Below are 26,012 nucleotides of genomic sequence, written 5' to 3'. Positions count from 1 at the left end.
CGCCCCAACCACCCAGTGGGTCGAGGCGCTGTGTGTATTCTCCTGGAACTCACCAGGAGAGGAAGATTCAGGCGGCCAGCAAGTTGAGCTTTTTGGAAATGGCCGACTTGCGGTTGGCGGCCTGGTTCTTGTGAATAACGCCCTTCGATGCGGCCTTATCGAGCTGACGGTTAGCGACCCTGGCGGCCTTAGTAGCGGCCTCGACGTCGCCGGCCTCAGCCGCGCGACGGAAGTTGCGCACGTAGGTGCGCAGGGCGGACTTGACAGCCTTGTTGCGCTGGCGCGACTTCTCATTGGTCTTCACGCGCTTGATCTGCGACTTAATGTTCGGCACTGGGCAGCCTCTGATTCCTTGGTCGATGTACGTGGAGTGCGCCAGAAAGGCACGACAGGACACGCTACCAAATCAATGCGGCTGGACCCAAATCAGTCGACCTCTGTGAGTTATGCATGGTCAGGCCTGAGAGCGGTCGCTTAGCCAAAGGCACTCATAGGGGGCGAGGCGCAGGTTCATGGGAGTCAAGTCGTAATCGAACCCGCTTAGCACCTCGGTGACGACGTCGTCGAGCTCAGAGCGCAGGGTTTCCATGGGGAACCACACTTCGTGCTCACTGACGTTGTATAGCTCAATCATGCGGCCTTCCGGATGTGGACGTCCCCACATAATGACCTTACGGTGAGGCGAAGGCAGGACTACCGTGTCGACGGAGGCATGGAACTCGGGGCTGCGGCGTCGCGCATTGATGGCCCGGAGCACCCCGTTCCATATTCGACCAGGAACGCTGTGCGGCTCGTCGTGGGCTTGCTCGACCATCGACCAGTTCATCATAGGTCGATGGACCCAGCGGTTGTCGTCGGCATGACCGGGATCACGTTGCCAGTCGTCGTTGAGCATCCCGACCTCGTCTCCCATCCAGATTAGTGGTACTCCACCGTACCCGAGGATCGCGGTGTGCAGCATGACGATCCGGGCGATGGCAGCGTCAACACCAGCTGGGTCGTCGGACTCCAGGGCAGATTCCAGCCCCGCCAGGCTTGCTAAGGAGCCACTAATTCGACGGTCGCCGGTAACCGGGTTGTCTTGGAAGACCAGACCACGGGCGAAGGATCCAGGGAATTTCCCGGAATAGAAGTCGGAGAGGAACCGCCGGTGGGCGACGGGGTCAAGGCCAGTTTCACGGGCGTCGGCATCATCGACGGTCCACCCAATGTCGTCGTGGCATCGAGCGTAGGTGGCCCAGGTTGTCGTCGAGGGTTTGTCGGGCGTCCGACTCAACGCTGTTTCCATGAGGCTGACGTTGCGGGTAGCCAGGGCGCTCCACAGCTGCACCATGAGGCTGTTGTGATAGATCATGTCGCAGACTTTTCCCCAGTGGCGCCCGCGTCCGAAATATCCCGTGAGATCGTCGGGGCCGACGATGGCATCGGCCATGAAAGCGACGGCGGGCGCGACGATCCGTATCGCCTGACGCAATGACTGAGTGATGTCGTGAACTTCCGGAAGGTTCTGACAGTTGGTGCCGAGTTTCTTCCAGATGAAGGAGATGGCGTCGAGGCGGAACACCTCTGACTCCGCGATTAGCCAGCACACACATCAGGTCGAGGAATTCGCAGAAAACGTCAGCGTTAGCCCAGTTGAGATCCCACTGGAATTCGTTGAAGGTCGCCCATACCCACCCCTGGCAGTCGTCGTCCCAGCTGAAATTGCCATGCGCGAAGTCCGGAAAAACGTCCGGAAGGTTCTTCTCCCAGGCGTCAACCTCGTCTTGAGTCGACAGAATATGGAAATAGTCGCGGTACTTCTGCTGACCAGCCCGAGCTCGTCGAGCCCATTCATGCTCGGCCGCTACGTGGTTAACGATGAGGTCCATGACGAGGGATATGCCGTGGGCACGCAGGGTAGCCGTGAGGTCAGCTAGGTCATCCATGGTGCCCAGATCCGTGCGGATAGTGCGATGGTCTGCAACGGCATAGCCACCATCGTCAGTACCTTGGCGAGGTTGCAGCAGGGGCATGAGATGCAGATAGCGCACACCCATGTCGCAGAGGTGATCGAGGTGGTCGCTTATACCTTTGAGGGTGCCGGAGAAATGGTCGGTATAGGTTGCATAACCGATCATCGTCGGTTGTTGAAGCCAGTCGGGCTCCAAGAGGCGGGCTTCGTCGAGGCGCTTGAGATCATCAGGACGTTCGGCACACCGTTGTAGCAGGATGGCGCGGATTCTCTGCAGGGTTTCATCGGCGCGGTCACCGTAAACCCTGCTCAGCCCGATCCATAGATCAGGTAGGTAGTGCTCCCAGCGGAGGTCGAAAGATTGCTGGGTGGAAGAATCTAGGCTCACATGTCCGAGACTGTCGTCGGCGACCATAGTTCGAGCCTAGCCGGGTTGCGTGCGACGGTGTGATCGTAACTGAAAGCACAGTGTCACTGGCGCGTGAGAGACTACATGTTGAGCCGGGCATCCCCGGCACCATCATCGATATATGAGGGAGCAGATGTCCGCGCCTCAGCCTGGCAGTACAGATCCGGCCGCCATCCGGAACTTCTGTATCATTGCACACATTGACCACGGCAAGTCGACCCTAGCCGATCGGATGTTGCAAATCACTGGGGTCCTTGACGAGCGCAGTGCTCGCGCCCAGTACTTAGACCGCATGGATATTGAGCGGGAACGCGGAATCACCATCAAGTCCCAGGCAGTGCGGATGCCGTGGGAGGTTGACGGCGTCACTCACCTTCTCAACATGATCGACACTCCTGGGCACGTCGACTTCTCCTACGAGGTATCCAGATCTCTGCAGGCCTGTGAAGGAGCGATTTTGCTCGTCGACGCGGCCCAGGGCATCGAAGCCCAGACGTTAGCCAACCTGTATCTGGCTTTGGAAGCTGATCTGGAGATCATTCCAGTGCTCAACAAGATCGACTTGCCTGGTGCTGAGCCGGATCGTCATGCTGCCGAGATCGCCGGAATCATTGGTTGCGACGAGTTTGAGGTGCTGCGAGTTTCGGCAAAGACTGGTGAGGGCGTCAGCGATCTGCTCGATACCATCGTCGCTAAGGTGCCAGCTCCCGAGGGAGTGTCCGACGCGCCTGCTCGGGCCCTCATTTTTGACTCGGTCTATGACACGTATCGCGGTGTCGTCACGTATGTCCGCGTCGTTGACGGTGCTCTGCGCCACCGTGAGAAAATCCTTATGATGAGTACCGGCGCAGCACACGAGGTGCTTGAGATTGGCGTCATATCCCCAGAAATGGTGCCGGCTCAGGGGCTGTCGGTGGGGGAGGTCGGGTACCTCATCACCGGCGTCAAGGATGTCCGTCAATCCCGAGTCGGCGACACTGTCACCAATGCCTCCAAGCCCTCTGAGAAAGATCTTGGCGGCTATCAGCACCCCAAACCAATGGTGTATTCGGGACTCTTCCCGATTGATGCCAAGGATTTCCCTGACTTGCGTGATGCTCTTGACAAGTTGCAGCTCAACGACGCTGCCCTGGTCTACGAGCCTGAAACCTCGACGGCCCTGGGCTTTGGCTTTCGGGTCGGGTTCCTCGGGCTGCTGCACATGGAGATCGTGCGCGAGCGTCTAGAGCGCGAGTTCGACCTTGACCTCATCTCCACAGCTCCCTCCGTGGTTCACCACGTCCTCATGGAAGATGGATCGACTGTCACCGTGACAAACCCGTCGGAGTACCCGACTAGTGGGCGGATCGCTGAGGTGCGTGAACCCATCGTTGACGCCACCATTCTCAGTCCTGCCGAGTACATCGGCACCATCCTTGAGTTGTGTCAGCAGCGTCGTGGTGTTCAGCAGGGCTTGGATTATTTGTCGTCTGATCGAGTGGAAATCCGGTACCGTCTGCCGCTTTCGGAGATCGTTTTCGACTTCTTTGACCAGCTCAAGTCGCGAACCAAGGGGTATGCCTCGCTGGACTACCACGAAGCCGGGGAGCAGGCTGCCGACCTCGTTAAAGTCGACATTTTGCTTAACGGAGATCCGGTGGACGCTTTAAGCTCGATCGTCCACCGCGACAAGTCTTATTCCTACGGTGTCGCGATGGCCGCCAAGCTTAAGGAACTTATCCCGCGCCAGCAGTTCGAGGTGCCGGTCCAGGCCGCCATTGGCGCGCGGGTTATCGCTCGTGAGACCATTCGCGCCGTTCGTAAGGACGTGCTGGCCAAATGCTATGGCGGTGACATTTCCCGTAAGCGCAAGCTGCTTGAGAAGCAAAAGGCTGGTAAGAAGCGCATGAAGGTCGTCGGCTCGGTGGAGGTGCCTCAGGAGGCCTTTGTAGCTGCCTTGCGTACCGGAGAGTCCACGGAGAAAAAGTGAAGGGTCTGAAGGCGTACCGATTAGACGTTCCGCCCATGCTGGCCGATCGTGGTATTGATCGGATGCTCGCATTCGCCGTGCCTCTGACAGTGAGGTTCCGTGGCATTGAAGTGCGGGAGGGAACTCTGCTCCACGGTCCAGAAGGTTGGGGAGAGTGGTCGCCGTTTTGGGACTACGACCCGGTTGAGTCGGCGTCGTGGTTGCGCGCGGGAATCGAGGGTGCCACCCGGCGCCTACCCGTGGCGCGACGAGATCGGGTGCCGATCAATGTCACGATTCCCATCGTCGACGAGGATCGTGCCCGGAAGATGGCTGCCGAATCGGCCTGTCTGACGGCCAAGGTCAAGGTTGCTGACCCTCGTAGCGATCTGCGCGAGGATTGCCGACGGGTCGCCGCAGTGCGCGAAGCCATGCCAGACGGACACATTCGGGTGGACGCCAACACTGCCTGGGATGTTGATACAGCGGTCCGTGCGATTACCGAGCTTGACGCCGCAGCCGAGGGGCTGGAATATGTCGAGCAGCCCTGCGCAAGCGTGGCGGAGCTGGCCCAGGTCAGACGCAAGGTCAACGTGCCGGTGGCAGCTGACGAGTCAGTACGTAGAGCTGAGGATCCACTCGCGGTGGCACGTGCCGGTGCTGCCGATCTCCTCATCGTTAAGGCACAACCGTTGGGTGGAGTCGCCCGAGCCCTTGAGGTCATCGATGCTGCCGGGTTACCGGCCGTCGTATCCTCGGCTCTGGACACCAGTATCGGGATCGGGTTGGCTACTTATCTAGCGGCAGCCTTGCCCAGCCTTGACCACGCTTGCGGGCTGGGGACAATTCGTCTTTTTCAGGGTGATGTCAGCGCCTCGCCACTCCTTCCGGTTGACGGTTACCTGAGACCGCGGCGCGGGGAGGTTGACGTCGAGGTTGAGGAGTCGGATACGGATCTGTGTCCGAGGTGGTCACAGCGTTTGGCTCTCACCGTGGCCGCCCTTGTTGAGCGAGAACGGAGTTGAGGTGAACCCCTCTACAGCAGTCGCCCGACGTTTGGTGAGTGCTCTCGTTGGGGCCGGGGTCGAACACGTCGTGTATTGCCCCGGATCCCGGGATGCTCCTATCGGGTATGCGTTGGCTGATGCTGAAGCTGCTGGGTGGCTGCGGGTTTACGTGCGTCTGGACGAGAGGTCAGCTGGTTTCGTCGCCCTAGGGCTGGGCCGGGCTGGCTGCCCGGCTGCGGTAGTCACGACCTCGGGCACCGCGGTGGCCAACATTCACCCGGCCGTTCTCGAGGCCGACGCTGCCGGGGTGCCGCTTATCGTCCTCTCGGCCGACCGTCCCGCCGAGATGTGGCACACGGGGGCTAACCAGACGACTGTCCAAACCGGGATCTTCGGGTCCGCGCCACGTCTCAGCACTGATGTGCCGGCCGGATTCCCCGCCGACGAACGCCTCGACGCTCTTGTTCTACGGGCTGTGACAGCCGCGACCGGGGCGCTGAGCGCCGCCCCGGGCCCGGTGCACCTCAACGTGAGCTTTCGTGACTCGCTCGTGCCTGACGGGCCGTGGCGGCCGCAGGCATTGGTGCCCCGTCGGGTGAGTCCTTTCCCGACTGCACCGACGCCGCTGGTGATGCCTGCGCGGACGGTCGTCGTGGCCGGGGACGGCGCCGGATCGCTCGCCCGCGAGTTGGCACAGCAGGGCGGATGGCCTCTGCTGGCCGAACCCACCTCGGGCTCCCGGGTCGGGGGCAACGCTCTCACCGACTACCAGACGGTCCTGGGTAGCGAGCTGGTCGACGATGTCGAGGCTGTCCTCGTCCTGGGCCACCCCACTTTGTCGCGCCCGGTGTCGCGGCTGTTAGCGCGTCCCGACGTCACCGTCGTAACTGATCGCAGTCGGTGGACTGACGTCGCCGGGGTAGCCCGGGTCGTCACCGGACCGGTGGAACTGGCCGAGATCGATACCGACCCGGCATGGCTCGGCCGCTGGAAGGACGCAGACCGGCCCGTCGTACCGACCGCCAAGCAGCGCCTGTGCCGCGACATCTGGTGGGCCTGTACGACCCCGAACGCCCCCGTGCTTGTCATTGGCGCCTCCGAAGTCATCCGCTGTTTCGATCGATTTGCTGTGCCCGGCGACATCGCCCCAACGGCGCTGGCCAACCGGGGGCTGGCAGGCATCGACGGCACCATCGCTACGGCGATCGGTGTGGGGTTGGGCACCGGCCGGCCGGTGCGTGTTGTCGTCGGCGATCTCACCTTCGCCCACGACGCCATGTCCCTGCTGTTGGGAGAGGCCGAACCTGAACCTGACGTGCAGGTCGTCGTCCTGGACGACCGTGGTGGGGCGATCTTTAGCGGCCTTGAGCACGCCACTGCCCCCGCGCCTGTGCTGCGACGGATGTTTTTGACCCCTCAGCGTCTCGATTCCGCCGCCCTCGCGCACGCCCTCGGAGCGAGTCACCGGAGAGTCGCTCCAGACGACCTCCAGTTCCTCGACGAACCGGTTGTGGGTCGTCAGGTCGTTTTGGTGCCACTCACCTGACCGTTGGGCAGGGCGTCGCCGAAGGCTTCCATCTTGGCGCCAACCTCGATCCACTCCTTAGCAGGGTCAGAGGTTGGCAAGATTCCGGCTCCAGCGAACATTCTCACCTGGCGCGAGTCCTCACTGAACTGTCCACAGCGCAGCGCTAGGGCCCACTGTCCCGACCCGTCCGAGCTCATCCAGCCCACCGGCCCGGCGAACCGTCCCCGGTCCAAGTGCTCTATCTGCGCGATGAGCTCGTAAGAGGCCTCGCGGGGGGTGCCGCACACGGCGGCGGTCGGGTGCATTGCATCGACGATGCGCGCTGCGTTGGAGCCGTTCACCCTAGCGGTGACATCGGTCGCCAAGTGGACGACATTGGGGAGCTCCAAACGGAAAGGACCGCGGATGACAGGATCAGTCAGCCCGGCCTGGGCCAGTCGCCCGGTGACCGAGGCCACCGCCAGCTCGTGTTCGTGGCGTTCCTTGGGGTTGTCGAGCAGCTCGTGGGCCCAGGCCGGTTTGCGGGTGCCGGCCAGCACCCGACAGCGGAAGAGCCCGTCGCGGCAGTCGACGAGCAGCTCGGGGGTCGCCCCCACCAGCCCGTCGTGGCTGTACGTCCAGCAGCCGGGGAACCGTGCGGCCAGTCGTGAGGCGACCTGACTGCGGTCGATGGGCACCTTAGAGGTGATGTCGACCGCCCCGGCCAATACCACCTTCTCGAGCTGCCCGTCGTGGTCCAGCTGCTGGGTTGCCGCGGTAACCGACGCTGTCCATGTGGCTTCGTCGATGGCCGGTCTACGGGTCAGGTGTTTCCTCGGCTCGGGCCCCCACGTTCGTCGGGTGAGCCGCTGGTGATTCGTCACTTCGGTTGGCCCCCCGAGGTGACGACGTCGGATGAGCACCTGCGGGACCACGAGGAACCCGTCCTGGGTGCGCGAGAAGGGAAACGAGCCGAAGGCGACGAGGTCCTGCCCTTCGGAGGCCATCCGGCGCCAGGCGGACTCCACCGCTCCGTGACCGGAAGCGGTGATGCGTCGAGTGACGCCCCAGCCGACCATGGCGGGGGCGTCGTCGGAGTCGGGGGCCAACCAGATCCACGGGTCGACGCCCTCGGGCACCCAGTGGAGCACTTCATCGAGCCAGGCCGTTCCCGGCAGGGTCGAGACGGTGTCAGAGCAGGGCAGCAGGTTTAGCACGGGCTCGACCTTACTTGCTGAAGCCCACACAATGCTTTGCGGGAGACCTAGACTACGGGTGCCATCACGACGTTGTACGCAAACAATGTGGTCGCACCCAACGCCCAACCCGATATCAGTGTTTTATCTAGCGCCGTGACGCGCTCATGGCAAGCTTCGATGAGAGGTGATACGTCAGATTCGACTGACCACGATCCACTTCACTGCGTCGATATATCCGCACCCCAGCTCCGAAGGTTAGAAAACGTTCGGAGTTGAGGAAGAATGGAATGCCATGGGCTTGGGTGAGGTCAACGAACTGGCCGAGCGATTCGACGTGTGGGAAACCCCGGTGGTCCACTATGCGCTCGATCTCAGTGCGCCGTGAGGACTCTACATTCTCTGATTGTCATGGCTGTTCACAGATGTGTTCAGACGACGAGTGGACACATTGTGTCATCACAGAGCTTCCTGTCATGTGTGAATCAGACAGGAGGCTCTCAAGCGCAGCATGATCGGCGCGGCGCGGACCAAGGATTTCGCAGGTGACGTCTTGTGCGGGATGTCCCCGAAAACCAGCGGTCACACCCGCCAGGCTGCTCCGGACTCTAGCGTCGCCGTCGCTATTCGGCGTACCTCTACTCGGTCGATCTTGCCCGACGACAGCATCGGCAGCTCGTCGACCTCAACGATGACCCGCGGAGCATGGGCGCGTCCCAGACGTCGTCCGACGAGGTCGCGCAGCGCCTCGGGACCTCGCCACCCCCGCCCCGGGACGACGACGGCGGTGACAACCTGGCCCCAGGTGGCGTCCGCCAAGCCAAGGACGAGGCCGTCGCGGACCATGCCGGTGGCCCGGATCTGGTCGAGTACCTGACCGGCGGCGATCTTGAGCCCGCCCGAGTTGATGACGTCGTCGATGCGCCCGTCGATGACCAGGCGCCCACTCTGCCAATGCCCGAGATCCTGGGTGGCCAGCCACGGCCCGACCGGACCTTCGTCGAGGTAGCCGCTCATGATCATCGGCCCGGCGATGCGCACCCGGCTGTCGTCGGCCAGGTCGACCCGTACCCCTTCGAGTGGCACCCCGTCATAGACGCACCCGCCGCAGGTCTCGCTCATGCCGTAGGTCACCCGTACCGGGACGCCAGCCTTCTGGGCCCGCGACAGCAACGACGCCGACGCGGCGGCCCCGCCGACGAGCACCGCGGCACACCGGGTCAGGGCCTCCGTCCCAACCGGGTCGTCGAGGAGCCGCGACAACTGGGTAGGCACCACCGATATCGCCACCCGGCCATCGTCATGACGGTTTGCCGCCTCGTCGACGGCTGCCGCCACAGCCGGAGCATCGAGGCGCCCCTCGACCACCACGACCTCGCGACCGTCGCCGACGGCTCGGGCGACGACCTGCAGCCCAGCGATGTGATGGGGAGGCAGGGCCAGCACCCACGTGCATGGCCCTCCCAAGCGCTCCCGGGTGGCCGCACCCGAGGCTCGCAACTGCGTCGCCGACAGTCCGACGAGACGCCCGGTCCCGGAGGTTGACCCCGAGGTGCGTACGACGAGGGCGACCTCGTCTGGCAGCCACACCGTGCGGTCCTCGACATCTTGGAACACCGCCGGAGGCAACTCGTTGCCACCGGCCGGCACGAGCACCGACCGGGCCCCGTCGAACACTTCGGTCAGACGCCCAGCCAGCCAGTCGACGTCTTCGCGCGTGCGCTCGACGCGTACCACCCGCACCCGCGATGTCAGCTCGGATCCCACGACGGCCTCAGAAGTAATAGGGGTAGTCGGACCAGTCCGGGGAGCGGTGCTCGAGGAAGGCGTCACGCCCCTCCTGGGCCTCCTCGGTCATATATGCCATCCGGGTCGCCTCACCAGCGAATGCCTGCTGACCAGCGATGCCGTCGTCAACCATATTAAAGGCATACTTGAGCATCCGGATCGCCTGCGGGGATTTGCCAGCGATCGTCAGTCCCCACTCAATGGCGGTGTTCTCCAATTCAGCGTGGTCAACGGCCTGGTTGATGACGCCCCACTTTTCGGCCTGCTCGGCGTCATATGTTTCGGCGAGGAAGAAGATCTCGCGGGCTCGCTTGTCACCGATCTGGCGTGCCAGTAGGGCCGAACCGTACCCGGCATCAAATGAACCGACGTTGGCATCAACCTGCTTAAACCTGGCGTACTCGCGGCTGGCCACGGCCATATCGGCTACCACCATGAGGGAGTGGCCGCCGCCGGTTGTCCATCCAGGGATGGCGGCGATGATCGGTTTGGGGGTGGCACGCATGAGGCGTTGCACCTCAAGGATGTGAAGACGTCCCAGCCGTCCCTTCTCGATGTGTTCGCGTCGGGCGTCGGTGGCCAGGTCCTCGTCGCCGGAGGTTTCCTGCGACTCGTACTGGTATCCGGCGGCTCCGCGGATCCGCTGGTCGCCGCCTGAGCAGAAGGCGTACCCACCGTCGCGCGGGGAAGGGCCATTGCCAGTGAGGATGAGTGCCGCAACATCTGGGGTGCAACGGGCGGCGTCGATACAGCGGTACAACTCGTCAACCGTGTGGGGGCGGAAGGCGTTGCGGATGGCCGGGCGGTCGAAGGCAATGCGTACCACCGGCAGATCCTCCCCAGCCGGGGCGTGGTCAGACTTGCCCCGAGACACGAGGCGATGGAAGGTCATGTCGGTCAGCGGAGCCCCGGGAAGGTCAACATCGCGCCAGCGGGCTGCATCAAAAGTGTCAGAAACGAAAGGAAGGGTGCTCACCCGGTGGAAGTTACCACTGCCTGCCTACCTGGAATGACGAGCTAGCCGCGACGCCGAGATGACGCCACCGACCGCCCCGCCGAGGTGAGCCTGCCAGGAGACACCTGCCGCGCCCGGCAGCACTCCCCACAGCACTGATCCGTAGATGAGGAATACGATGATCGCTATCAGGATGTCGTGCAGTCTCTTGGTGAACAGGCCGCGGACCAGCAGATAGGCCAACCAACCGAAAACGATCCCGGACGCCCCCAGGGTGATCGTTCCGGGAGCGCTGAAACACCACGCGAAAAGTCCCGAGCACACCATGATCGTCAGCCCTGAGACGATCCAGGTTCGTGTCGACTCCAGGTACACGAGCATTCCTAGGACAAACAGCGGCACGGAATTGCCGGCCAGATGTGCCCAACCGTAGTGCAGCCATGGGGCAGTGAAGATTTCCCACAGCCCCTGCCCGGTCCAGGAATGGATGCCGAAGTGGTCAAGAGTGTTGCCAAGCATGGTGTCGATGACCTCGAGGATCCACATGATCGCGACGACGACGGCCATCACACCTGCGCTGCTCGCGATGGAATTGGTGCGGATCGGCGGTGAGGCCTGACGCCGGCGGACAGGAGCGGACGACGGGGGCAGATAGGAAGTCATGTACCCAGTGTGGCAAAGAAGAATCAAAGAACTTATGTGATTTTCTTCACATAAGGCGCATTGGCGTGGTTCCACTGTTCCCAACATGTCGGATGTCGCAACAGCGTCGGAAGGTCGAGGAGGACCGTATGACAAACCAGCAGGACCTCTTCGAACCTGATCAGAACATCGTCGACAACGCCTGGGTCTCAGACTGGAAGACGCTTGAGGGCAAGGTAAGGGCCGACCAATCGCGTACTGGGGCGAGCAGGCCCAAGAGCTGGAATGGTCAAAGCTATGGGATAAGGTCCTTGACGACTCGAACAAGCCCTTCTTTCAATGGTTCACCGGCGCTAAGACCAATATTGTCACCAACGCGGTGGATCGGCATCTCAGTACCGTCCGCCGCAATAAGCTAGCCCTTATCTGGGTCGGTGAGAACTCTGATGAGGTGCGTACCTTTCCTACTTCGCCTTCAATCGAGAAGTCGAGCAGATGGCCAATGTTCTTAAGGTCATGGGCGTGCGCAAGGGCGATGTCGTCACCATTTATCTGCCCCGCATCCCGGAGATCTTTTTCGCGATGTTGGCCTGCGCCAAGATTGGTGCGGTGCATTCGGTGTTCTCCCCGACCGTCGAGAACGTCATTGTGGTGCGCAATACGAAGACCGAGGTTTCGATGGACTCGACTCGTGACCACTGGTACGACGAGTTGTGCAAGCTGCCGATCGCTAAAGGCAAGTGCGAGACCGTCCAGGTGGACACAGAAGACCCACTATTCATTCTGTACACCTCTGGATTCACCGGCAAGCCGAAGGCCATCGTTCATACCCATGGTGGCTACCAGGTTGGCACCTACATCACCCTCAAGCAGTACTTCGACATTAAGGAAGAGGACCGCTGGTGGTGTACTGCTGATCCGGGCTGGATTAACGGACACTCCTACCTCGTCTACGGCCCGCTGCTCAACGGTGCCACCGTCTTCATGCATGAGGGCGGTCCGACGTACCCATACCCCGACGGCTGGTGGCAGCTCATTGAGCACTACGGCATCACTAGCTTCTACACCGCTCCAACCGCTATTCGCACTCTCATGCGCTTTGGCGACGCCTGGGTGCGCAAACACGATCTGTCCAGTTTGCGCATACTCGGTTCGGTTGGCTAGCCCATCAATCCGGAGGCTTGGCGCTGCTTCCACGATGTGGTCGGTGACGGCACGTGTCCGATCACCGATACCTGGTGGCAGACCGAAACTGGCATGTTCCAGATCACCACTGTGCCGTCGATGCCGCTCAAACCAGGTGCCGCTGGGCGTCCGGTTGCTGTTGTCGACGAGGAGGGCAATGAGGTCCCTGCGGGCAAAGAGGGCTTCCTCGTCCCCAAGTGAGCGCGTGTCGGCGAGATCAGGCTGCGACAGAATATGTGTGCCGTAGGAGTTGGCAAAATTGACCTGTTTATCTGTTTGGTGTGATCTACAGCTATTGGGCAAAATTCTTTGCAGCCTCAACTTCGTTGCTAGATTCGTTTGCGTAGTGATTGGCGGCCTGTTGGACGCCCTTCCCGCCATATTCGTGGTACCACTGAACGATCTTTCCAGAGTCACCAGGCATGGCGCTAGAATTTGAACCGGGTGAGAAACTATGGGTGTTTGATCCGCATCCGGTCAGGGCGGCAGCGGCAAGACCTGCGGATGCGTGAAGGAAGTGCCGGCGAGAGATTTTTCATGACAGTTAAATCCTCAAGCTGTTGAGTATTCATTACATTGAAACAGGCATTCGCTATGTGGATACCTATGAGGTGTTTATAAAGCTGCATGAATCGTCGTCACGCTATCGTGCCGTGATGATGTGCGGGATGAATTGACGAGCTATGCTGCATGGCAGATATCTTTGACAACTGCTGCGGAAGGCGTCAGGTGGCATCATGCAAAAGTGTACCCCGTACCCCCGCATAATGAGGAGGGCCATGACGCACGCCGACAATAGCCTGCCAGAACTTCATCCAGCTGACGGGCCGTGGAGCATCTATCTCCACGTTCCCTTCTGTGCGTCGCGGTGCGGGTACTGCGACTTCAACACCTACGTGCTGTCAGCGATGGGAGATGACGCGGTCGCGGGGTATCTCGACGCCGCCCACCGGGAACTCGAGCTGGCTGCCGACGCGCTGGGGGATGCACAGCCTCCGGTTTCGACGATCTTCTTTGGGGGCGGCACTCCGACAATGCTCTCCCCAGTGCAGCTGGGGGAGCTCATCGATCACATTCGTACCCTATGGGGGATTGACCCTGACGCCGAGGTCACCACTGAGGCCAATCCCGAAACCCTCAGCGTAGAAGTCTTAGCCGGCCTGCTGAAAGCCGGGATTAACCGGTTATCGATGGGAATGCAGTCCGCCGACGAGAATGTCTTGACGGTCTTAGATCGTCGCCATCGGCCAGGACGCGCCGTCGAGATGGCACAGCTGGCGCGCCAGGTCGGATTCGATGACGTCAGCTTGGATCTCATCTTCGGCGCTCCCGGGGAGAACCGTGACTCGTGGCGATACAGTCTCGACGCCACGTTGACGGCTGAGCCAGACCACATTTCCGCATACTCCCTCATCGTTGAAGAGGGAACTCGGCTGGCGGGCAGAATCCGTCGGGGAGAACTACCTATGACTGACGAGGACGATCTCGCTGACAAATACCTGCTTACCGAAAAGATTCTCACCGAGGCTGGGTACGTCAACTACGAGGTCTCGAACTGGGCTCGTCCTCGCAGCGGCCGGGATCACCGATGTCGGCACAACATGGCGTACTGGTTGGGGTACGACTGGTGGGGAATTGGCCCGGGGGCTCATTCTCACGTTGCTGGCACGCGGTGGTGGAATGTCAAACACCCTGCCACCTACCGGAACGTGCTGGATGACAGGGTGCTGCCCGTTGACGACTATGAGGTTCTTGGCGATGTGCAGCGTCATGAGGAGACGGTGCTTCTTCGGTTGCGTTTGGCTGATGGGTTGCCGATGGCGGATCTGTCCGAGGTTGAATGTATGCGGGCTACCGAGGTTGTCGAGCAGGGGCTCGGGACAATGGAGGAGGGGCGGCTGGTACTCAACTTGTCAGGTCGAATGGTGGCTGACCGAATCATTACCGATCTCCTGGTCTAGCCGTCTTCATCCACCAGGTCGTCAGGTCGGCCGCTAGCGCGGCTTGTCGTCATGGTCACACGTGGCAATACAGTGGCTATCGTGATCGATCGGTACTCTCACGACGTCCTTGCAAGCGGCTGGCGCACCTCTCACATGAAGAAGAGCGCTGACATGCCACTGGAACTTGGCATGGTCGTTGAGGATCCTTCCAGCGGATTCGTGGGGGCTGTCGTCGGGTGGCAAAACGGCCTGGTTGTGCTTGAGGACCGCAAGGGTAAACGCAAATCCTTCCCCGTTGGACCGGGGTTCTGGGTGGACGGGCAACCCGTCAACCTGTGTATTCCCCCTCGTCAAGGAAGCGCGAGTATCAAACACACGGCGTCTGGGTCCATCGCCGGTGGTGCTGAACCGGCCCGAGTTGCCCTTCCTAGCCGGATATACGTCGAGGGACGTCATGACGCTGAACTCGTCGAAAAGATATGGGGCGACGACCTGCGCCACGTCGGGGTCGTTGTGGAACACATGGGTGGCATGGACGACCTCGTCGGGATCGTCGCCGAGTTTAAGCCTGGTCCGGGGCATCGCCTTGGCGTGTTGGTTGACCACCTCATTGCCGGCACCAAGGAGTCACGGGTAGCGGACGAAGTACGTCGTGGTGGGTATAGCGAGTATGTCATGATTACCGGTCATCGCTTTATTGACATCTGGCAGGCCATCAAACCTCAACGAATTGGCCGTCAAGAATGGCCTGAGGTCCCGATGGACGAAGACTTCAAACTCGGCACCCTGAAGCGTCTGGGCCTGCCTCACTCGACTCAAGCTGACGTCGGTAAGGCCTGGCAGGCCATGCTGGCACGAGTGCGCGACTGGCACGATTTAGACCCCCGCTTTAACACGGAGATGGAGAAACTTATCGATTTCGTCACGTGTGACCATGTTGACGAGCTGGACAATGAGGAGATGGCATGAGTATTGACGTCGACGCGGTGTCTGACCTCATCCGGGATGTGAGTGCCAGGGTTATCGATCCCCGGTTCCGGACCCTCGACGATCATCAAATCCACCAGAAAAAGCCTGGGGACTTCGTTACTGATGCCGATCGTCAGGCCGAGCGCGAGCTGGGTGCCGCTGTGACCAAGTATGCCGGCGGTATTGTCGTGGGGGAGGAATCAGCCTTCGCCGACCCAACCATCCTTGATGCCGTTTCCGATGCTGACCTGGCCTGGGTCATCGACCCCATTGATGGCACCAAGAACTTCGTGCACGGGTCTGTTGATCACGGCGTCATGCTTGCTCAGCTCAACCGCGGTGAAACAGTCAGAGGATGGATATGGCAGCCGCAGCACGGGCACATGTGGTTCGCTGAGCATGGCGCCGGAGTGACGTGCGATGGTGATGAGGTGACGCGGGGGGATTCCCACTCTCCGGTTCGTGCTGCCACCACCCATGAGGTCTACAAGATTCCCTCGCCTGTGGTGGAATGGCGAATGGCGAAATGGTGCTGTGCGGTGGATTATCCGTTGGTGTGCCAGGACGAGAACGATGTCACCGTCTATCAACACTCTTACCCGTGGGATCACCTTCCTGGCGCGCTCATGGTACGAGAGGTCGGCGGAGTAGTGCGTACTGTCGAGGGCGCGGAATATGGCCCTCGAGAAACCTCCGGAAAGCTCATTGTTGCTGCCGACGAAGAGGCTTATGAGACAGTTGCCAGACTGCTGCGCTGAATCTCTTCGCTGTGGCCCTCACGGTAGAGGGATATGGCGGTCGGTGAGCGGGATATTCGTGGGAATTCGCTCGGCGAGCTGGGCACGCTGATTCATAACGTCGGTGGCATCTATGGGCTGGCCGTGTCCAGGAACATAGAGGCCGGCTCCGTCGGTGCCCGTGATGACCGAATCGATCGCCCGTGGCCAACCACGGACGTCAGTCGTCCCGTCAGATTGTGGTTCTCCTGCGGTCTCCACGAGGTCTCCGACGAAGGTGATCTTTTCGTCGCGCACAATGACAATGAGGTCGCCGTCGGTGTGAGCCGGGCCGGGATGGATAACCTCGGCACCCAATCCTCCCAAGTTCACATACGCCATAAGAGATACGGGGTGGTCGACATGGAGGTCGGGACAGTGAGCTAGCGCAGCCTCGTGCATCCACACTTCAGCATCGGTGATGCCAGGTAGGCCACCGCTGTGGTCGTAGTGGTGATGGGTGACGACGATTCGATCGACGGGGCGGCCCAGCATACGGGCTGCTGACATCGCCAAGGTATGCCCCTGCTCGGGAGTCGATCCGGTATCGATGAGGAGGACGTGGTCCTCGCCAGCTACTAGTCCGCAAGTGACACTCTCTGGTTCAACAGAGGTTGTCCACACCCGAGGTGTGAGGGCGAACCACTGGGGAATCTCGGGATTCGTCGACATGGCCACCAGTCTGGCACGTTTGGGGGAATGTGCTGTCAGCGAGAGAGGCAGGAGGACCGAGTGTGAACGCGATAAGGTGGCACTCGGCACCCGAGAGTGCCAAAGTGGGATGTGCATTTGGCCGGATCGCGTGAGGAGGGGTTGTGCTCGACGACCGCAAGCTCGACGTGCTCAAAGCCATCGTCACCGATTACGTCTCCAGCAAGGAGCCGGTAGGTTCAAAGGCGCTGGTGGAACGCCACGGGTTGCGCGTTTCCCCGGCCACTGTCCGTAACGACATGGCCGTACTAGAGGAGGAGGGGTACATTACCCACCCCCACACCAGCGCCGGGCGCATCCCTACGGACAAGGGGTACCGCCTCTTCGTCGACCGCATCGCTACTCTCAAGCCGCTCTCGGCGCCTGAGCGACGAGCCATTCAGGCATTCATGACTGGGGCGGTGGACCTTGACGACATCGTGCGCCGTACTGTGCGCCTGCTTGCTCAAATCACCCACCAGGTAGCGATTATGCAGTACCCGGTGGCGACGACGGGGACGATTCGTCACCTCGAATTGGTGAGTTTGTCGACCGACCGTATCCTTATCGTGCTCATCATGTCGTCGGGATCGGTAGAGCAGCAGATCGTTGAGCTTCCGGGCCACGACGAGCAGAGTCTTGCTGCACTTCGCACCCGGCTAAATGAGACTCTCGTCGGATTGACAGTCGCTGAAGCGGCCGACTCGCTCAACCGCTTTCTTGACGACCTGGGACCGGCCGAAGGGCCTCGGGCAGCGTCGGTGATTGCTACCGTTCTCGAGATCCTTGCCGTCGACCCATCTGCTCGGGTTGTGGTCGCCGGGGTTCCCAATCTCACCGCATTCGGTGCACAGTGGGAGACAGCGGTACGTCCCGTCCTTGAGGCCCTTGAAGAGCAGGTCGTCCTTATGCGACTGCTCGGCGAGGCAACCGCGGGGGAGGCTGGCGAGGTTACGGTCCGCATCGGCGCCGAGAACACCGATGTACCTTTCCAATCGACCTCGTTAGTGGCGAGCACCTACGGTCCCGAGGATGCCTTGTCGAGTCTTGGCGTCGTCGGGCCGATCCGAATGGACTACCCCTCAACCATGGCAGCTGTGCGAGCCGTGGCCCGTTATGTGGGCCGGTTCCTGGCAGAAGGATGATTCTTGAGTAACGACTACTACGAGATTCTTGGCGTTTCCCATGATGCGAGTGCCGACGAGATCAAGAAGGCGTATCGCCGTAAGGCTATGAAACTCCACCCCGATGTTGCCGGGCCCGGATCAGAGGAGGAGTTCAAAAAGGTCCAAGAGGCTTATGAAATCCTCCAGGATCCGCAAAAGCGCGCCGTTTTTGATCGTGGCGGTGATCCCAACGCCCGGATGGGCGGGTTCGGCGAAGGCGGATTTAGCAGTGCTGGATTCGATTTCACCAATCTTGTTGACGCGATGTTTGGTGGCAGCTCTCCCTTTGGTTCTGGTGGTGGCCGCGGCCCGCGCTCGCGTACCCGCCGTGGCCAGGACGCTCTGGTCCGAATGCGTCTTAGCCTCGCCGAGGCAGTTTTTGGCGTTACCAAGTCGTTAGAAGTCGACACCGCAGTGGTGTGCCCGAAATGCCAGGGTAAGGGCGCACAGTCCGGTTCCGAGCCTGTGACCTGCGATACCTGTCAGGGGCGCGGTGAGGTCATTACCGTGCAGCGCTCCTTCCTTGGTGATATCCGCACCAGCCAACCCTGCCCGACCTGCCATGGTTACGGTACGGTCATTCCTGATCCCTGCCAGGAGTGTTCCGGTGAGGGGAGGGTACGCACCACTCGCACGATCAACGTCAAGATTCCCGCCGGAGTGGCTGACGGCAACCGCATCCATCTTGATTCCCGGGGAGAAGTCGGTCCCGGAGGTGGTCCGGCCGGTGACCTGTATATCGAGATGACGGTCAGTCCCCATGATGTCTTTACCCGTCACGGTGACGACCTCGAGATGGTTGTCACCATCCCGATGACGGCCGCAGCGCTGGGGACGAAGGTCCCCATGCACACGTTGGAAGCCGATCGCGAGGACTTCGCCGAGGATACTAAGACCGTCACTGTCGAGGTGCCGGCCGGAACCCAGTCCGGAACCCGGATCGTCGTTTCCGAACGAGGCGTGCCGAGGCTTCGTCGCAACGGGCGTGGTGATCTTGGTGTCACGTTCATCGTCCAGACACCGACGAAACTTGACTCCCACCAGAAGGATTTGCTGCGTCAGCTAGCTGAGGCTCGGGAAGAAACCAATGCTTCGGCGTCGGTAGAGAAATCAGGCGGTCGCGGCATGTTTTCCCGCATCAAGGAAGCTTTTGGCGGATGAGTGACCCCTGCTTTCTTGGCGAGGTCGTCGCAGCTGTGCCCGGATCGGTGGTAGAAATCACCGGTGCAGAGGGCCACCATGCTGGCTCGGTTCGACGCATTCGGGTGGGTGAGTCTGTTCTCGTCACCGACGGGCAGGGTCATGCCGTTCGTGGCCCTGCCATTGAGGTGACGAAAGGGTCAGTTAGCGTCGAGACCGTTGAGATCCTCCATACTCCCGCGACCACGCATCGATGGGTCGCCGTCCAGGCATTGCCGAAGTCCGATAGAGCTGAGCTGGCGGTGGCGACCCTCACCGAGATGGGAGTTCACGAAATCCTCGCCTGGCAGGCTGATCGGAGCATCGTGCGATGGAAGGGCGACAAGCAAGCCAAGGGCGTCGCGAGGTGGCAAGCGGCTGCCCGTGAGGCCACCAAACAGTCTCGACGTTTTCTTGTGCCACAGGTAGAACTAGCGCAAACCCGTGAAGTTGTTAAGCGGATTTGCAATGCCCAGGCCGCCTACGTTTTGCACGAGTCGGCCAGTGAACCGCTGGTGCATCAGGAGCTGCCGGCATCCGGTGAGGTTATCTTCATCGTCGGGCCAGAGGGTGGCATCACCAGCCAGGAAGTGGAGGCCTTCGTCGCGGCCGGTGCACGCCCTGTGACGGTGTCGGACGGGGTATTGAGAACCTCGACCGCCGGTGTGGTCGGCTTAGCCCAGTTGCGGGCTATGGCTAACCTCACCGCTTGCGATTGAGAACTTGGTTCGTTGGGTTCAGGGCTCGACGGTCACTTTGATGGCTTCGCCCTTGGCGACGATATCGAAGACCGTCATGACGTCGTCGAGTTTGACGTGACGGGTGATGAGATCCTTAACCGGAACCTGTCCCGAGGCGATGTACTGCAAGGCACGTTTGTTGTGCTCGGGGGCCGAGCCATTGGCGCCGTGGATGTGGAGTTGACGGTAATGGATCAGGTTCGAGTCGCAGGTGATCGTTGGGTTCGTCTTGGGCAGGCCGCCGAAGAAAGAAATACGGCCATTGCGGGCAGCCATGGACAAGGCCTGTTCCTGGGTGATGTTGGCCGGGGTCGCGGTGATGATGACGTCAGCACCGCGACCGTTGGTAAGTTCCATGACTTTGGCGACGACATCCTCCTGTGAACCGTCGATGGTGATGTCGGGCTTGACGGCAGCGGCTGACAATGCGAGGCGTTCGGCGTTGATGTCAATCATGACGATAGTGCCGACCTTGTGCACGCCACGCGCGATACGGGTGTGCATGCACCCGATCGGGCCGGCGCCAAAGATGGCGAGGAAGTCACCTTTTTCGATGCCGAGTTGTTCCTGGGCGTTGATGGCGCAGGCGAAAGGTTCGGCGGCGCTGGCCTCGTCGAAATCGACGTCGTCGGGGATGCGATTGAGGCCGTCTACCTTGAGTACTTGCGGCGGGACGATCATATATTCCGCAAAACCACCGTCGTACTGATAACCGACGCTGGTCTGGTTTTGGCAGACCTGCATCCACCCTTTGCGGCATTCGTGGCACTGCCCGCACGGGACAGCGGCGATCGACTGGACCCGATCGCCGATCTTCCAGTCGCCAGCCACCTCGGAGCCGATTTCGACGATCTCGCCAGCAACTTCGTGGCCCATTGTCGTGACTCCGGTGATGTTCTGGTGGCCGTTGTGAAGGATTTTGACGTCGGTACCACAGGTGGAGCAGTTGCGAACCTTGATCTTGATCTCGTCGGACTTGCATTCCGGTTCGGGGACGTCTTCGAGACGAACGTCCTCGGGTGCGTGGAACCTCAATGCCTTCATGATGTGTGCCTTTCTATAGATCCGCTGATTATGCCTGCTGGGAACCGAGGAGGTTGAGGACCTCGTCGGTGCATGTCGCCTCACGAAGTTGCCGGGCGGTTTCGGGATTAGACAAGATTCTTGCGAGGGCTGCCATAATCTCGAGGTGCTCGTCGCTGGACGACGCGATAGGAATGACGACAGTGCAGATGTTCCCGTCCCATTCAACGCCCTCGGGGAACTGGAGGAAGCCTAGGGTAACCTTGTCGATGTGGTCGCGGACCTCATCGACACCGTGGGGGATCGCGACCCCCTCGCCCATATAGGTTGAGATCTGCTTTTCCCGGGCGAGCATGCCTTTGACGTAGACATCGTCTGCGGCGCCCTCATCAATGAGCACCTGGCCAGCCATGGTGATGGCCTCCTCCTTGCTCGTGGCGCGCTGTCCCAGACGAATGGCGTCGTGGGGCAGCACGCTGGTGGCGACGTGGGTATGGCTGTTCGCATCGGACGCCCGGGAGAGTCCTCCGTTATCAGTAGGCGCGGTGGCGGCGTCACCACGTGCTGCGCGAACCTCGGTCTCGACGCGGTCGAAAGCAGGATCGTTCATATAATTCGTAAAGGGAACGATACGGACGCTCGGGGCACGCTTGCGGACACGGTCGACGAGGCCTTCTTGAATGAGGATGAGGGACGTATCCGAGGGAATCTGGTCGACGGCCGTGTGGGCAACCTCGACCCCATACCGGGACAGTCTGTTCTTCATGGTGGAGGCGACCATCACTGAGGAACCCATACCTGCGTCGCAAGCGATGACGACTTTGGAGATGTTGGTAAGTGGGGCTTGAGCCCCGATTGTGGTGGGGACAGTGGGGTTCTGGCCCTCACCCGCTATGTCATCCTGGGTACTATCCTTGCGGATGAGCAGCATTGCCACCACAAAGGAAACGGCAGTTGCGACGAGGAAGTCGGCAATCATGGCCAGGTAGTGCTCGGGCTGGCACATGAGGAACCATGCGATGATCGAGCCTGGGGAGGCAGGGGCAACGAGGCCGGCATGAAATGCGACCCCGATCGCCAGACCGCTCATGCCCCCGGCAATGGTGGCGAGAATGGCCTTGGGCTTCATAAGTACGTATGGGAAGAAGATTTCGTGGATGCCGCCAAAGAGGTGGATGATGATGGCGCCCGGAGTCGACTGACGTATCTGACGGGAACCGAAGAACTGGTAGGCAAGTAGTAGGCCAAGGCCGGGGCCGGGATTCGACTCAACCATGAAGAGAATTGATCGTCCGGTGATATGGGCCTCTTGGATGCCCAGCGTAGTGAAGATGCCATGGTTAACGGCGTTGTTAAGGAATAAGACCTTCGCCGGTTCGACGAGGAGAGACGCGAGTGGCAGCAGACCGTGATGCATGAGAAATCCCACCCCGGCCGCCAGCCAGCCCATGAGAGTCGAGACGATTGGTTCGACGCCCAGGTGCCCGATGATGGCCAGGGCCATGCCGAGAATGCCGATCTCGAAATTGTCTACGAGCATCTCGAACCCGGAATGGATCTGGCCGTCGAGGAGCTTGTCGACCTGTTTGAGGAGCCACGCTGCGAAGGGGCCTATTACCATCGCGCCAAGGAACATTGTGATGTCGGCACCGACGATGACGCCCATCGTGGCGATCGCGCCGATGACGCCACCACGTGTCCCGTTGACGATCTTTCCACCGGTGTAGCCGATGAGGACGGGAAGCAGATAGGTCAGGATCGGGTTAACGAGCTTGGCGAGGGTTGCATTGGGTGCCCATCCCGTTTCGATGAAAAGAGCCGTTAACAGGCCCCAAGCGGTGAAGGCTCCGATATTCGGCATGATCATGCCGGCCAGGAATCTTCCGAGCCGTTGGACGGAGGCACGTGCGCCGTGTCCCTGCAGGTTCTTGTGGATCGTCGTGTCAGGTAGTGACATCGGAACTCCAGTGTGTTCAGCTGCCGATCATTGGCAGGATCCCCATCGATCTGTGAACAAGTCTGGATCTGTCTGTTTATGTTGTCAAGGAGTTGTGTTGTGTTGGTTTTATAGCTGACATAAACAACGGGGTCGGACAGATGGCATCCGTCCGACCCTGTTGTTATGCGTCGCCGCTGAGGGCGAGACGTTACTTGGCGCCATCGAGGGCTACGGTGAGCAGGCTGCCGATCAGGCCGAGGTTTTTGCAGAACTGGATCTGGTCGTCCTGCTTCTCTGCGCCTTCCTTCTCCCAGAAGGCATGTCCAGCAGCGGTTACTGGCACGAGCTGGGCGGCCAAGACGGTGGCGGCCAGGCGCGGCTTGATGCCAAGGGCCAGCAGGGAGCCGGCGGCCAGCATGGTGGCTCCGTTGACCTTGACCAGCAAGGTTGAATCGACATCGGGGATCTGGGAACAGGACGATTTCGGAAGTTTCGAGAGGAGCCCGTCGACAGCTTCGGAAAGCTGATCGGCTTTCTTAATCTCGGCCAGACCTCCGGTGATGAAGATGGCCGACAGCAGGGAACGTGCGGTGAACTTGGCAAGGGACATAAAATCCTCCTGGCTGGTTTGATGCTACTTCTATCGTGCCTCATGATGGCTCGTCCTGCTCCGTCATTGGCTCGTCGACGTGGCAACGTTCGCGTTTAGGCGATGAATCTACGTCTGTTTATCGAGCCTGGCGCCTACCTGCGGCCTCGACCCGGCGTGGGTCAGGCTGTGACGGCGAGGGCTAGTGGAAGAACGGGCCCGGATCCGGCTCGTCTCAACGACCGTGCAGCGACCGTCATCGTCCAGCGGCTAGAGATGACGTCATCGATAAGCAGCACCGATGCCCCGCCAAGATGGGATAACCGAGACTTCAGCCCCGGTCCGACGCTGAACCGATCATGGACATCACGGAGCCGGTAAGCCGAGTTCGTGGATGACTGTAGTCGTGCGGACCCATCCGCCAGGTCCAACCACCCAAGGTCTTGCAGGTGGCCAACCCGTGCAATTCCCGAGGCCAGGGAATCAATGAGGTGTGGGCGAGTGATCGACGGGATCCGCACTATCGCGGCTGGACGCTGCTCCCAGTCCCACTCGGCCAACACCCGCAAGCACGCCTTGGCCAACGCCGGGGTGATCTCAGCGTCGATAGGGACACCATTGGCGTCGGAGCGAAGTAGGTCGCGCAGCGCCCCTCCCCAACCCAGATCGGAGAGTCTGGCGATGACGCGGCCCTCTGCAGCGATCTCCTCGGCACTGATGCGACCCTTGAGCGCAACCTGGAGGGCGTCCATCCCTGCGGGCCAGGCGGCGCGTGGTTCCACCGGAACTCCCACCCGGTTGAGGGATTGGACGGCTCTCACAGCGGCTGACTGATCGACCTCGACTGAGTACCACGGGCCAGCACAGACGTCGCAGCGTCCGCAAGGAGTCGTGGAGGGGTCGTCCAGCTGCCCGGTGAGCAAGGTCATGCGACAGGTTCTTGAGCGCTCGTAGCCGAGCATGGCCTGCTGTTCCTCGCGACGTGCCTGGGAGATACGTTCGTACCGTTCGGTGTCGTGCACCCACGGCTTGCCGGTGGCTTGCCACCCATCTCGGACCTTCACGACCGAGCCATCAACGGCCATCACTTTAAGCAATAGCCCTAACTGGCTACGCCTGATGTCGACCCGCGTCTCCAGAGCTGAGATAGAGAGCGCCTGGCCACCTGCGAGTGCTCTGAGCACGGCATTGGCTCGTTCTTGGGTGGGCATAGAGGAGGTAGCGAAGTAAGTCCAAATGTCAGGATCCTCCGGGCCCGGAAGCAACAGGATATCGGCATGGTCGGTGGCGCGACCGGCACGGCCTACCTGCTGGTAGTACGCGATTGGAGAGCTCGGCGCACCCAAGTGCACGACGAAACCGAGGTCCGGTTTGTCGAAACCCATGCCCAGGGCACTGGTCGCCACTAAGGCCTTGACCTGGTTATTGCGCAAGGCTTCCTCGAGTTCGGTCCTTGCTTCGGCATCGGTGCGTCCGGTGTAAGCCCGCACATTGTGACCGGCCGTGGTTAGAGCACGCGCGGTGTCCTCGGCCGTCGAAACAGTCAGGCAGTAGATAATTCCCGACTGGGGAAGTTCGCTGAGGTGCTGGACGAGCCAACCGAGCCGTTCGGAAGGGTTGGGCAGATTGAGTACGCCGAGTCGCAGTGACTTCCGGGCTAACGGCCCACGAAGGATGAACACATCATCGGCGCTGGGGGCAATCTGCTCGGCCACATCTTGGACCACACGTGAGTTTGCGGTCGCCGTTGTCGCAAGTACTGGGATCGTAACCGGTAGAGCGGAGACGAGGTTACGGATGCGTCGGTAATCGGGGCGAAAGTCGTGCCCCCAGTCAGAGATGCAGTGGGCTTCGTCGATGACCAACATGCCCATTCGCTTTATGAGCTCGGGCAGCTGCTTACTGGCGAATGTGGGATTGACCAGGCGCTCGGGGGAGACTAATAGAACGTCGAGTTCGTCGGCGTCGAGGCGTTGGGCGATTTCGGACCACTCGGTGGCATTGGCCGATGAGATGGCCGCTGCGCGCACGCCAGCTCGCTTTGCGGCAGCGACCTGGTCGCGCATGAGGGCGATAAGTGGCGAGACGATGAGGGTCGGGCCTGAGCCGATGGCACGCTGTAACAAGGTAGCGACAAAGTAAACCGCTGACTTTCCCCAACCGGTGCGCTGGACTACGAGCGCTCGACGGTGGTGGGCAACCAGAGCCTCTATGGCCTCCCACTGTCCAGGGTGGAAATCGGCATTGTTGCGACCGACGAGACGACGAAGGATTGCCACCCCTTGGGTGCGTAGGTCATCTACTTTCGGTATTGCGTCGGTAGTTGTCGTCATGGCTCCTCCTTGTGCCGTCATTTTTTCCGGAGCTAGTGACGGTTTCGTGGCGAGATTCCGGCACGGAGGAAGAA

The 26,012-nt window shown here is 60.9% G+C and carries 23 protein-coding genes and 3 pseudogenes; 12 read left to right on the top strand and 14 right to left on the bottom strand.

The features are described from left to right. Nucleotides 1-67 precede the first annotated feature (67 nt). Both rpsT and LRP59_RS07040 read right to left on the bottom strand, forming a co-directional pair. Complete coding sequence (rpsT, locus tag LRP59_RS07045; protein WP_002513824.1) at nucleotides 68-334, bottom strand: 30S ribosomal protein S20; 267 nt, start codon at nucleotides 332-334, stop codon at nucleotides 68-70. Nucleotides 335-454: 120 nt separating this feature from the next. Continuing rightward, nucleotides 455-2,069 (bottom strand): annotated as a pseudogene (locus LRP59_RS07040) (alpha-amylase family protein). Here LRP59_RS07040 and LRP59_RS12130 point away from each other — a divergent pair. The 4 genes from LRP59_RS12130 (at nucleotide 1,956) to menD (ending at nucleotide 6,864) form a co-directional block, all read left to right on the top strand. Then, the gene (locus LRP59_RS12130; protein WP_002532160.1) at nucleotides 1,956-2,207 is read left to right on the top strand and encodes a hypothetical protein; all 252 of its coding nucleotides are present in this window, start codon (nucleotides 1,956-1,958) and stop codon (nucleotides 2,205-2,207) included. The pseudogene LRP59_RS07040 and the gene LRP59_RS12130 overlap by 114 nt on opposite strands. Nucleotides 2,208-2,484: 277 nt before the next feature. Beyond that, a complete protein-coding gene (gene lepA / locus LRP59_RS07030; RefSeq protein ID WP_002521780.1) occupies nucleotides 2,485-4,332 on the top strand; it encodes a translation elongation factor 4 in 1,848 nt (615 codons plus the stop codon). Beyond that, complete coding sequence (locus tag LRP59_RS07025) at nucleotides 4,329-5,336, top strand: o-succinylbenzoate synthase (RefSeq protein ID WP_002521779.1); 1,008 nt, start codon at nucleotides 4,329-4,331, stop codon at nucleotides 5,334-5,336. Before lepA ends, LRP59_RS07025 begins: the two co-directional genes overlap by 4 nt. A 1-nt stretch (nucleotide 5,337) precedes the next feature. After that, the gene (gene menD, locus LRP59_RS07020) at nucleotides 5,338-6,864 is read left to right on the top strand and encodes a 2-succinyl-5-enolpyruvyl-6-hydroxy-3-cyclohexene-1-carboxylic-acid synthase (RefSeq protein WP_002513820.1); all 1,527 of its coding nucleotides are present in this window, start codon (nucleotides 5,338-5,340) and stop codon (nucleotides 6,862-6,864) included. On the opposite strand, the gene LRP59_RS07015 is transcribed toward menD, so the two are convergent. The 5 genes from LRP59_RS07015 to LRP59_RS07000 form a co-directional block, all read right to left on the bottom strand. After that, nucleotides 6,837-8,042: an isochorismate synthase MenF gene (locus LRP59_RS07015; RefSeq protein WP_252236832.1), complete on the bottom strand. Its 1,206-nt coding sequence runs from the start codon at nucleotides 8,040-8,042 to the stop codon at nucleotides 6,837-6,839. The two genes, menD and LRP59_RS07015, sit on opposite strands and share 28 nt — an antisense overlap. 127 nt (nucleotides 8,043-8,169) lie before the next feature. Next, a complete protein-coding gene (locus tag LRP59_RS12235; RefSeq protein WP_002513818.1) occupies nucleotides 8,170-8,382 on the bottom strand; it encodes a hypothetical protein in 213 nt (70 codons plus the stop codon). A 221-nt stretch (nucleotides 8,383-8,603) separates the two neighbouring features. Then, entirely contained in the window at nucleotides 8,604-9,788 is a 1,185-nt protein-coding gene (locus LRP59_RS07010) for an AMP-binding protein (RefSeq protein WP_002513817.1), read from the bottom strand. A 7-nt stretch (nucleotides 9,789-9,795) separates the two neighbouring features. Next, entirely contained in the window at nucleotides 9,796-10,785 is a 990-nt protein-coding gene (locus LRP59_RS07005; RefSeq protein WP_002513816.1) for a 1,4-dihydroxy-2-naphthoyl-CoA synthase, read from the bottom strand. A 24-nt stretch (nucleotides 10,786-10,809) separates the two neighbouring features. Next, complete coding sequence (locus LRP59_RS07000) at nucleotides 10,810-11,331, bottom strand: rhomboid family intramembrane serine protease (protein WP_002515517.1); 522 nt, start codon at nucleotides 11,329-11,331, stop codon at nucleotides 10,810-10,812. 325 nt (nucleotides 11,332-11,656) lie between these two features. Between LRP59_RS07000 and LRP59_RS12125 the strand changes: the two are divergent. Further along, nucleotides 11,657-11,725: pseudogene (locus tag LRP59_RS12125) on the top strand (acetyl-coenzyme A synthetase N-terminal domain-containing protein); the annotation flags it as partial. A gap of 176 nt (nucleotides 11,726-11,901) precedes the next feature. Next, nucleotides 11,902-12,792: pseudogene (locus tag LRP59_RS06995) on the top strand (AMP-binding protein). A gap of 91 nt (nucleotides 12,793-12,883) precedes the next feature. Here LRP59_RS06995 and LRP59_RS06990 read toward each other — a convergent pair. Together LRP59_RS06990 and LRP59_RS06985 are read right to left on the bottom strand one after the other, a co-directional pair. Beyond that, nucleotides 12,884-13,123, bottom strand: a complete 240-nt coding sequence (locus tag LRP59_RS06990) for a twin-arginine translocation signal domain-containing protein (RefSeq protein ID WP_073885308.1) — start codon at nucleotides 13,121-13,123, stop codon at nucleotides 12,884-12,886. A gap of 111 nt (nucleotides 13,124-13,234) precedes the next feature. Further along, on the bottom strand, nucleotides 13,235-13,372 hold the full coding sequence (locus tag LRP59_RS06985) for a hypothetical protein (protein WP_002521772.1): 138 nt from the start codon (nucleotides 13,370-13,372) through the stop codon (nucleotides 13,235-13,237). Here LRP59_RS06985 and hemW point away from each other — a divergent pair. From hemW to LRP59_RS06970, 3 genes are all read left to right on the top strand, one after another. Beyond that, entirely contained in the window at nucleotides 13,359-14,552 is a 1,194-nt protein-coding gene (gene hemW / locus LRP59_RS06980) for a radical SAM family heme chaperone HemW (protein ID WP_002521771.1), read from the top strand. The genes LRP59_RS06985 and hemW overlap by 14 nt on opposite strands. Before the next feature lie 72 nt (nucleotides 14,553-14,624). Beyond that, the gene (locus LRP59_RS06975; RefSeq protein WP_002513810.1) at nucleotides 14,625-15,503 is read left to right on the top strand and encodes a DUF3097 domain-containing protein; all 879 of its coding nucleotides are present in this window, start codon (nucleotides 14,625-14,627) and stop codon (nucleotides 15,501-15,503) included. Then, on the top strand, nucleotides 15,500-16,261 hold the full coding sequence (locus LRP59_RS06970; protein ID WP_002513809.1) for an inositol monophosphatase family protein: 762 nt from the start codon (nucleotides 15,500-15,502) through the stop codon (nucleotides 16,259-16,261). The genes LRP59_RS06975 and LRP59_RS06970 overlap by 4 nt, the downstream gene beginning before the upstream one ends. An 18-nt stretch (nucleotides 16,262-16,279) precedes the next feature. Here LRP59_RS06970 and LRP59_RS06965 read toward each other — a convergent pair whose 3' ends face one another. After that, on the bottom strand, nucleotides 16,280-16,951 hold the full coding sequence (locus LRP59_RS06965) for an MBL fold metallo-hydrolase (RefSeq protein WP_002521769.1): 672 nt from the start codon (nucleotides 16,949-16,951) through the stop codon (nucleotides 16,280-16,282). Between the two features lie 143 nt (nucleotides 16,952-17,094). Here LRP59_RS06965 and hrcA point away from each other — a divergent pair, with 143 nt between their 5' ends. Genes hrcA through LRP59_RS06950 form a run of 3 tightly spaced genes read left to right on the top strand, consistent with a single transcriptional unit; the run spans nucleotide 17,095 to nucleotide 20,033 of the window. Beyond that, entirely contained in the window at nucleotides 17,095-18,114 is a 1,020-nt protein-coding gene (gene hrcA, locus LRP59_RS06960; protein ID WP_002513807.1) for a heat-inducible transcriptional repressor HrcA, read from the top strand. Between the two features lie 3 nt (nucleotides 18,115-18,117). Then, on the top strand, nucleotides 18,118-19,296 hold the full coding sequence (gene dnaJ / locus LRP59_RS06955; protein WP_002513806.1) for a molecular chaperone DnaJ: 1,179 nt from the start codon (nucleotides 18,118-18,120) through the stop codon (nucleotides 19,294-19,296). Beyond that, complete coding sequence (locus LRP59_RS06950) at nucleotides 19,293-20,033, top strand: 16S rRNA (uracil(1498)-N(3))-methyltransferase (RefSeq protein ID WP_002513805.1); 741 nt, start codon at nucleotides 19,293-19,295, stop codon at nucleotides 20,031-20,033. Before dnaJ ends, LRP59_RS06950 begins: the two co-directional genes overlap by 4 nt. An 18-nt stretch (nucleotides 20,034-20,051) precedes the next feature. On the opposite strand, the gene LRP59_RS06945 is transcribed toward LRP59_RS06950, so the two are convergent. The 4 genes from LRP59_RS06945 to LRP59_RS06930 all read right to left on the bottom strand — a co-directional run bounded on the left by LRP59_RS06945 (nucleotide 20,052) and on the right by LRP59_RS06930 (nucleotide 25,959). Further along, entirely contained in the window at nucleotides 20,052-21,098 is a 1,047-nt protein-coding gene (locus LRP59_RS06945; protein WP_002521768.1) for a zinc-dependent dehydrogenase, read from the bottom strand. Between the two features lie 28 nt (nucleotides 21,099-21,126). Next, nucleotides 21,127-23,034: a PTS mannitol transporter subunit IICBA gene (locus tag LRP59_RS06940; protein ID WP_002533101.1), complete on the bottom strand. Its 1,908-nt coding sequence runs from the start codon at nucleotides 23,032-23,034 to the stop codon at nucleotides 21,127-21,129. Between the two features lie 190 nt (nucleotides 23,035-23,224). Beyond that, on the bottom strand, nucleotides 23,225-23,626 hold the full coding sequence (locus LRP59_RS06935; protein WP_002513803.1) for a DoxX family protein: 402 nt from the start codon (nucleotides 23,624-23,626) through the stop codon (nucleotides 23,225-23,227). A 161-nt stretch (nucleotides 23,627-23,787) separates the two neighbouring features. Beyond that, the gene (locus LRP59_RS06930; protein WP_032499628.1) at nucleotides 23,788-25,959 is read right to left on the bottom strand and encodes a RecQ family ATP-dependent DNA helicase; all 2,172 of its coding nucleotides are present in this window, start codon (nucleotides 25,957-25,959) and stop codon (nucleotides 23,788-23,790) included. Between the last annotated feature and the right edge of the window lie 53 nt (nucleotides 25,960-26,012).

The organism is Cutibacterium sp. 37298 (genome assembly GCF_023838685.1).
GTDB lineage: Bacteria > Actinomycetota > Actinomycetes > Propionibacteriales > Propionibacteriaceae > Cutibacterium > Cutibacterium acnes.
The sequence above is the reverse complement of the archived record's forward strand: the minus strand, read 5'-3'. Positions and strand labels throughout refer to the sequence as shown.

What these genes read in the sequence shown, in the direction of transcription:
- LRP59_RS12130 (WP_002532160.1), top strand. Translation starts at nt 1,956, where the DNA reads ATGGTCTGCAACGGCATAGCCACCATCGTCAGTACCTTGGCGAGGTTG.
- lepA (WP_002521780.1), top strand. Translation starts at nt 2,485, where the DNA reads ATGAGGGAGCAGATGTCCGCGCCTCAGCCTGGCAGTACAGATCCGGCC.
- LRP59_RS07000 (WP_002515517.1), bottom strand. Translation starts at nt 11,331, where the DNA reads ATGGCCGTCGTCGTCGCGATCATGTGGATCCTCGAGGTCATCGACACC.
- hemW (WP_002521771.1), top strand. Translation starts at nt 13,359, where the DNA reads ATGAGGAGGGCCATGACGCACGCCGACAATAGCCTGCCAGAACTTCAT.
- LRP59_RS06985 (WP_002521772.1), bottom strand. Translation starts at nt 13,372, where the DNA reads ATGGCCCTCCTCATTATGCGGGGGTACGGGGTACACTTTTGCATGATG.
- LRP59_RS06970 (WP_002513809.1), top strand. Translation starts at nt 15,500, where the DNA reads ATGAGTATTGACGTCGACGCGGTGTCTGACCTCATCCGGGATGTGAGT.
- LRP59_RS06965 (WP_002521769.1), bottom strand. Translation starts at nt 16,951, where the DNA reads ATGTCGACGAATCCCGAGATTCCCCAGTGGTTCGCCCTCACACCTCGG.
- LRP59_RS06950 (WP_002513805.1), top strand. Translation starts at nt 19,293, where the DNA reads ATGAGTGACCCCTGCTTTCTTGGCGAGGTCGTCGCAGCTGTGCCCGGA.
- LRP59_RS06945 (WP_002521768.1), bottom strand. Translation starts at nt 21,098, where the DNA reads ATGAAGGCATTGAGGTTCCACGCACCCGAGGACGTTCGTCTCGAAGAC.
- LRP59_RS06940 (WP_002533101.1), bottom strand. Translation starts at nt 23,034, where the DNA reads ATGTCACTACCTGACACGACGATCCACAAGAACCTGCAGGGACACGGC.
- LRP59_RS06935 (WP_002513803.1), bottom strand. Translation starts at nt 23,626, where the DNA reads ATGTCCCTTGCCAAGTTCACCGCACGTTCCCTGCTGTCGGCCATCTTC.
- LRP59_RS06930 (WP_032499628.1), bottom strand. Translation starts at nt 25,959, where the DNA reads ATGACGGCACAAGGAGGAGCCATGACGACAACTACCGACGCAATACCG.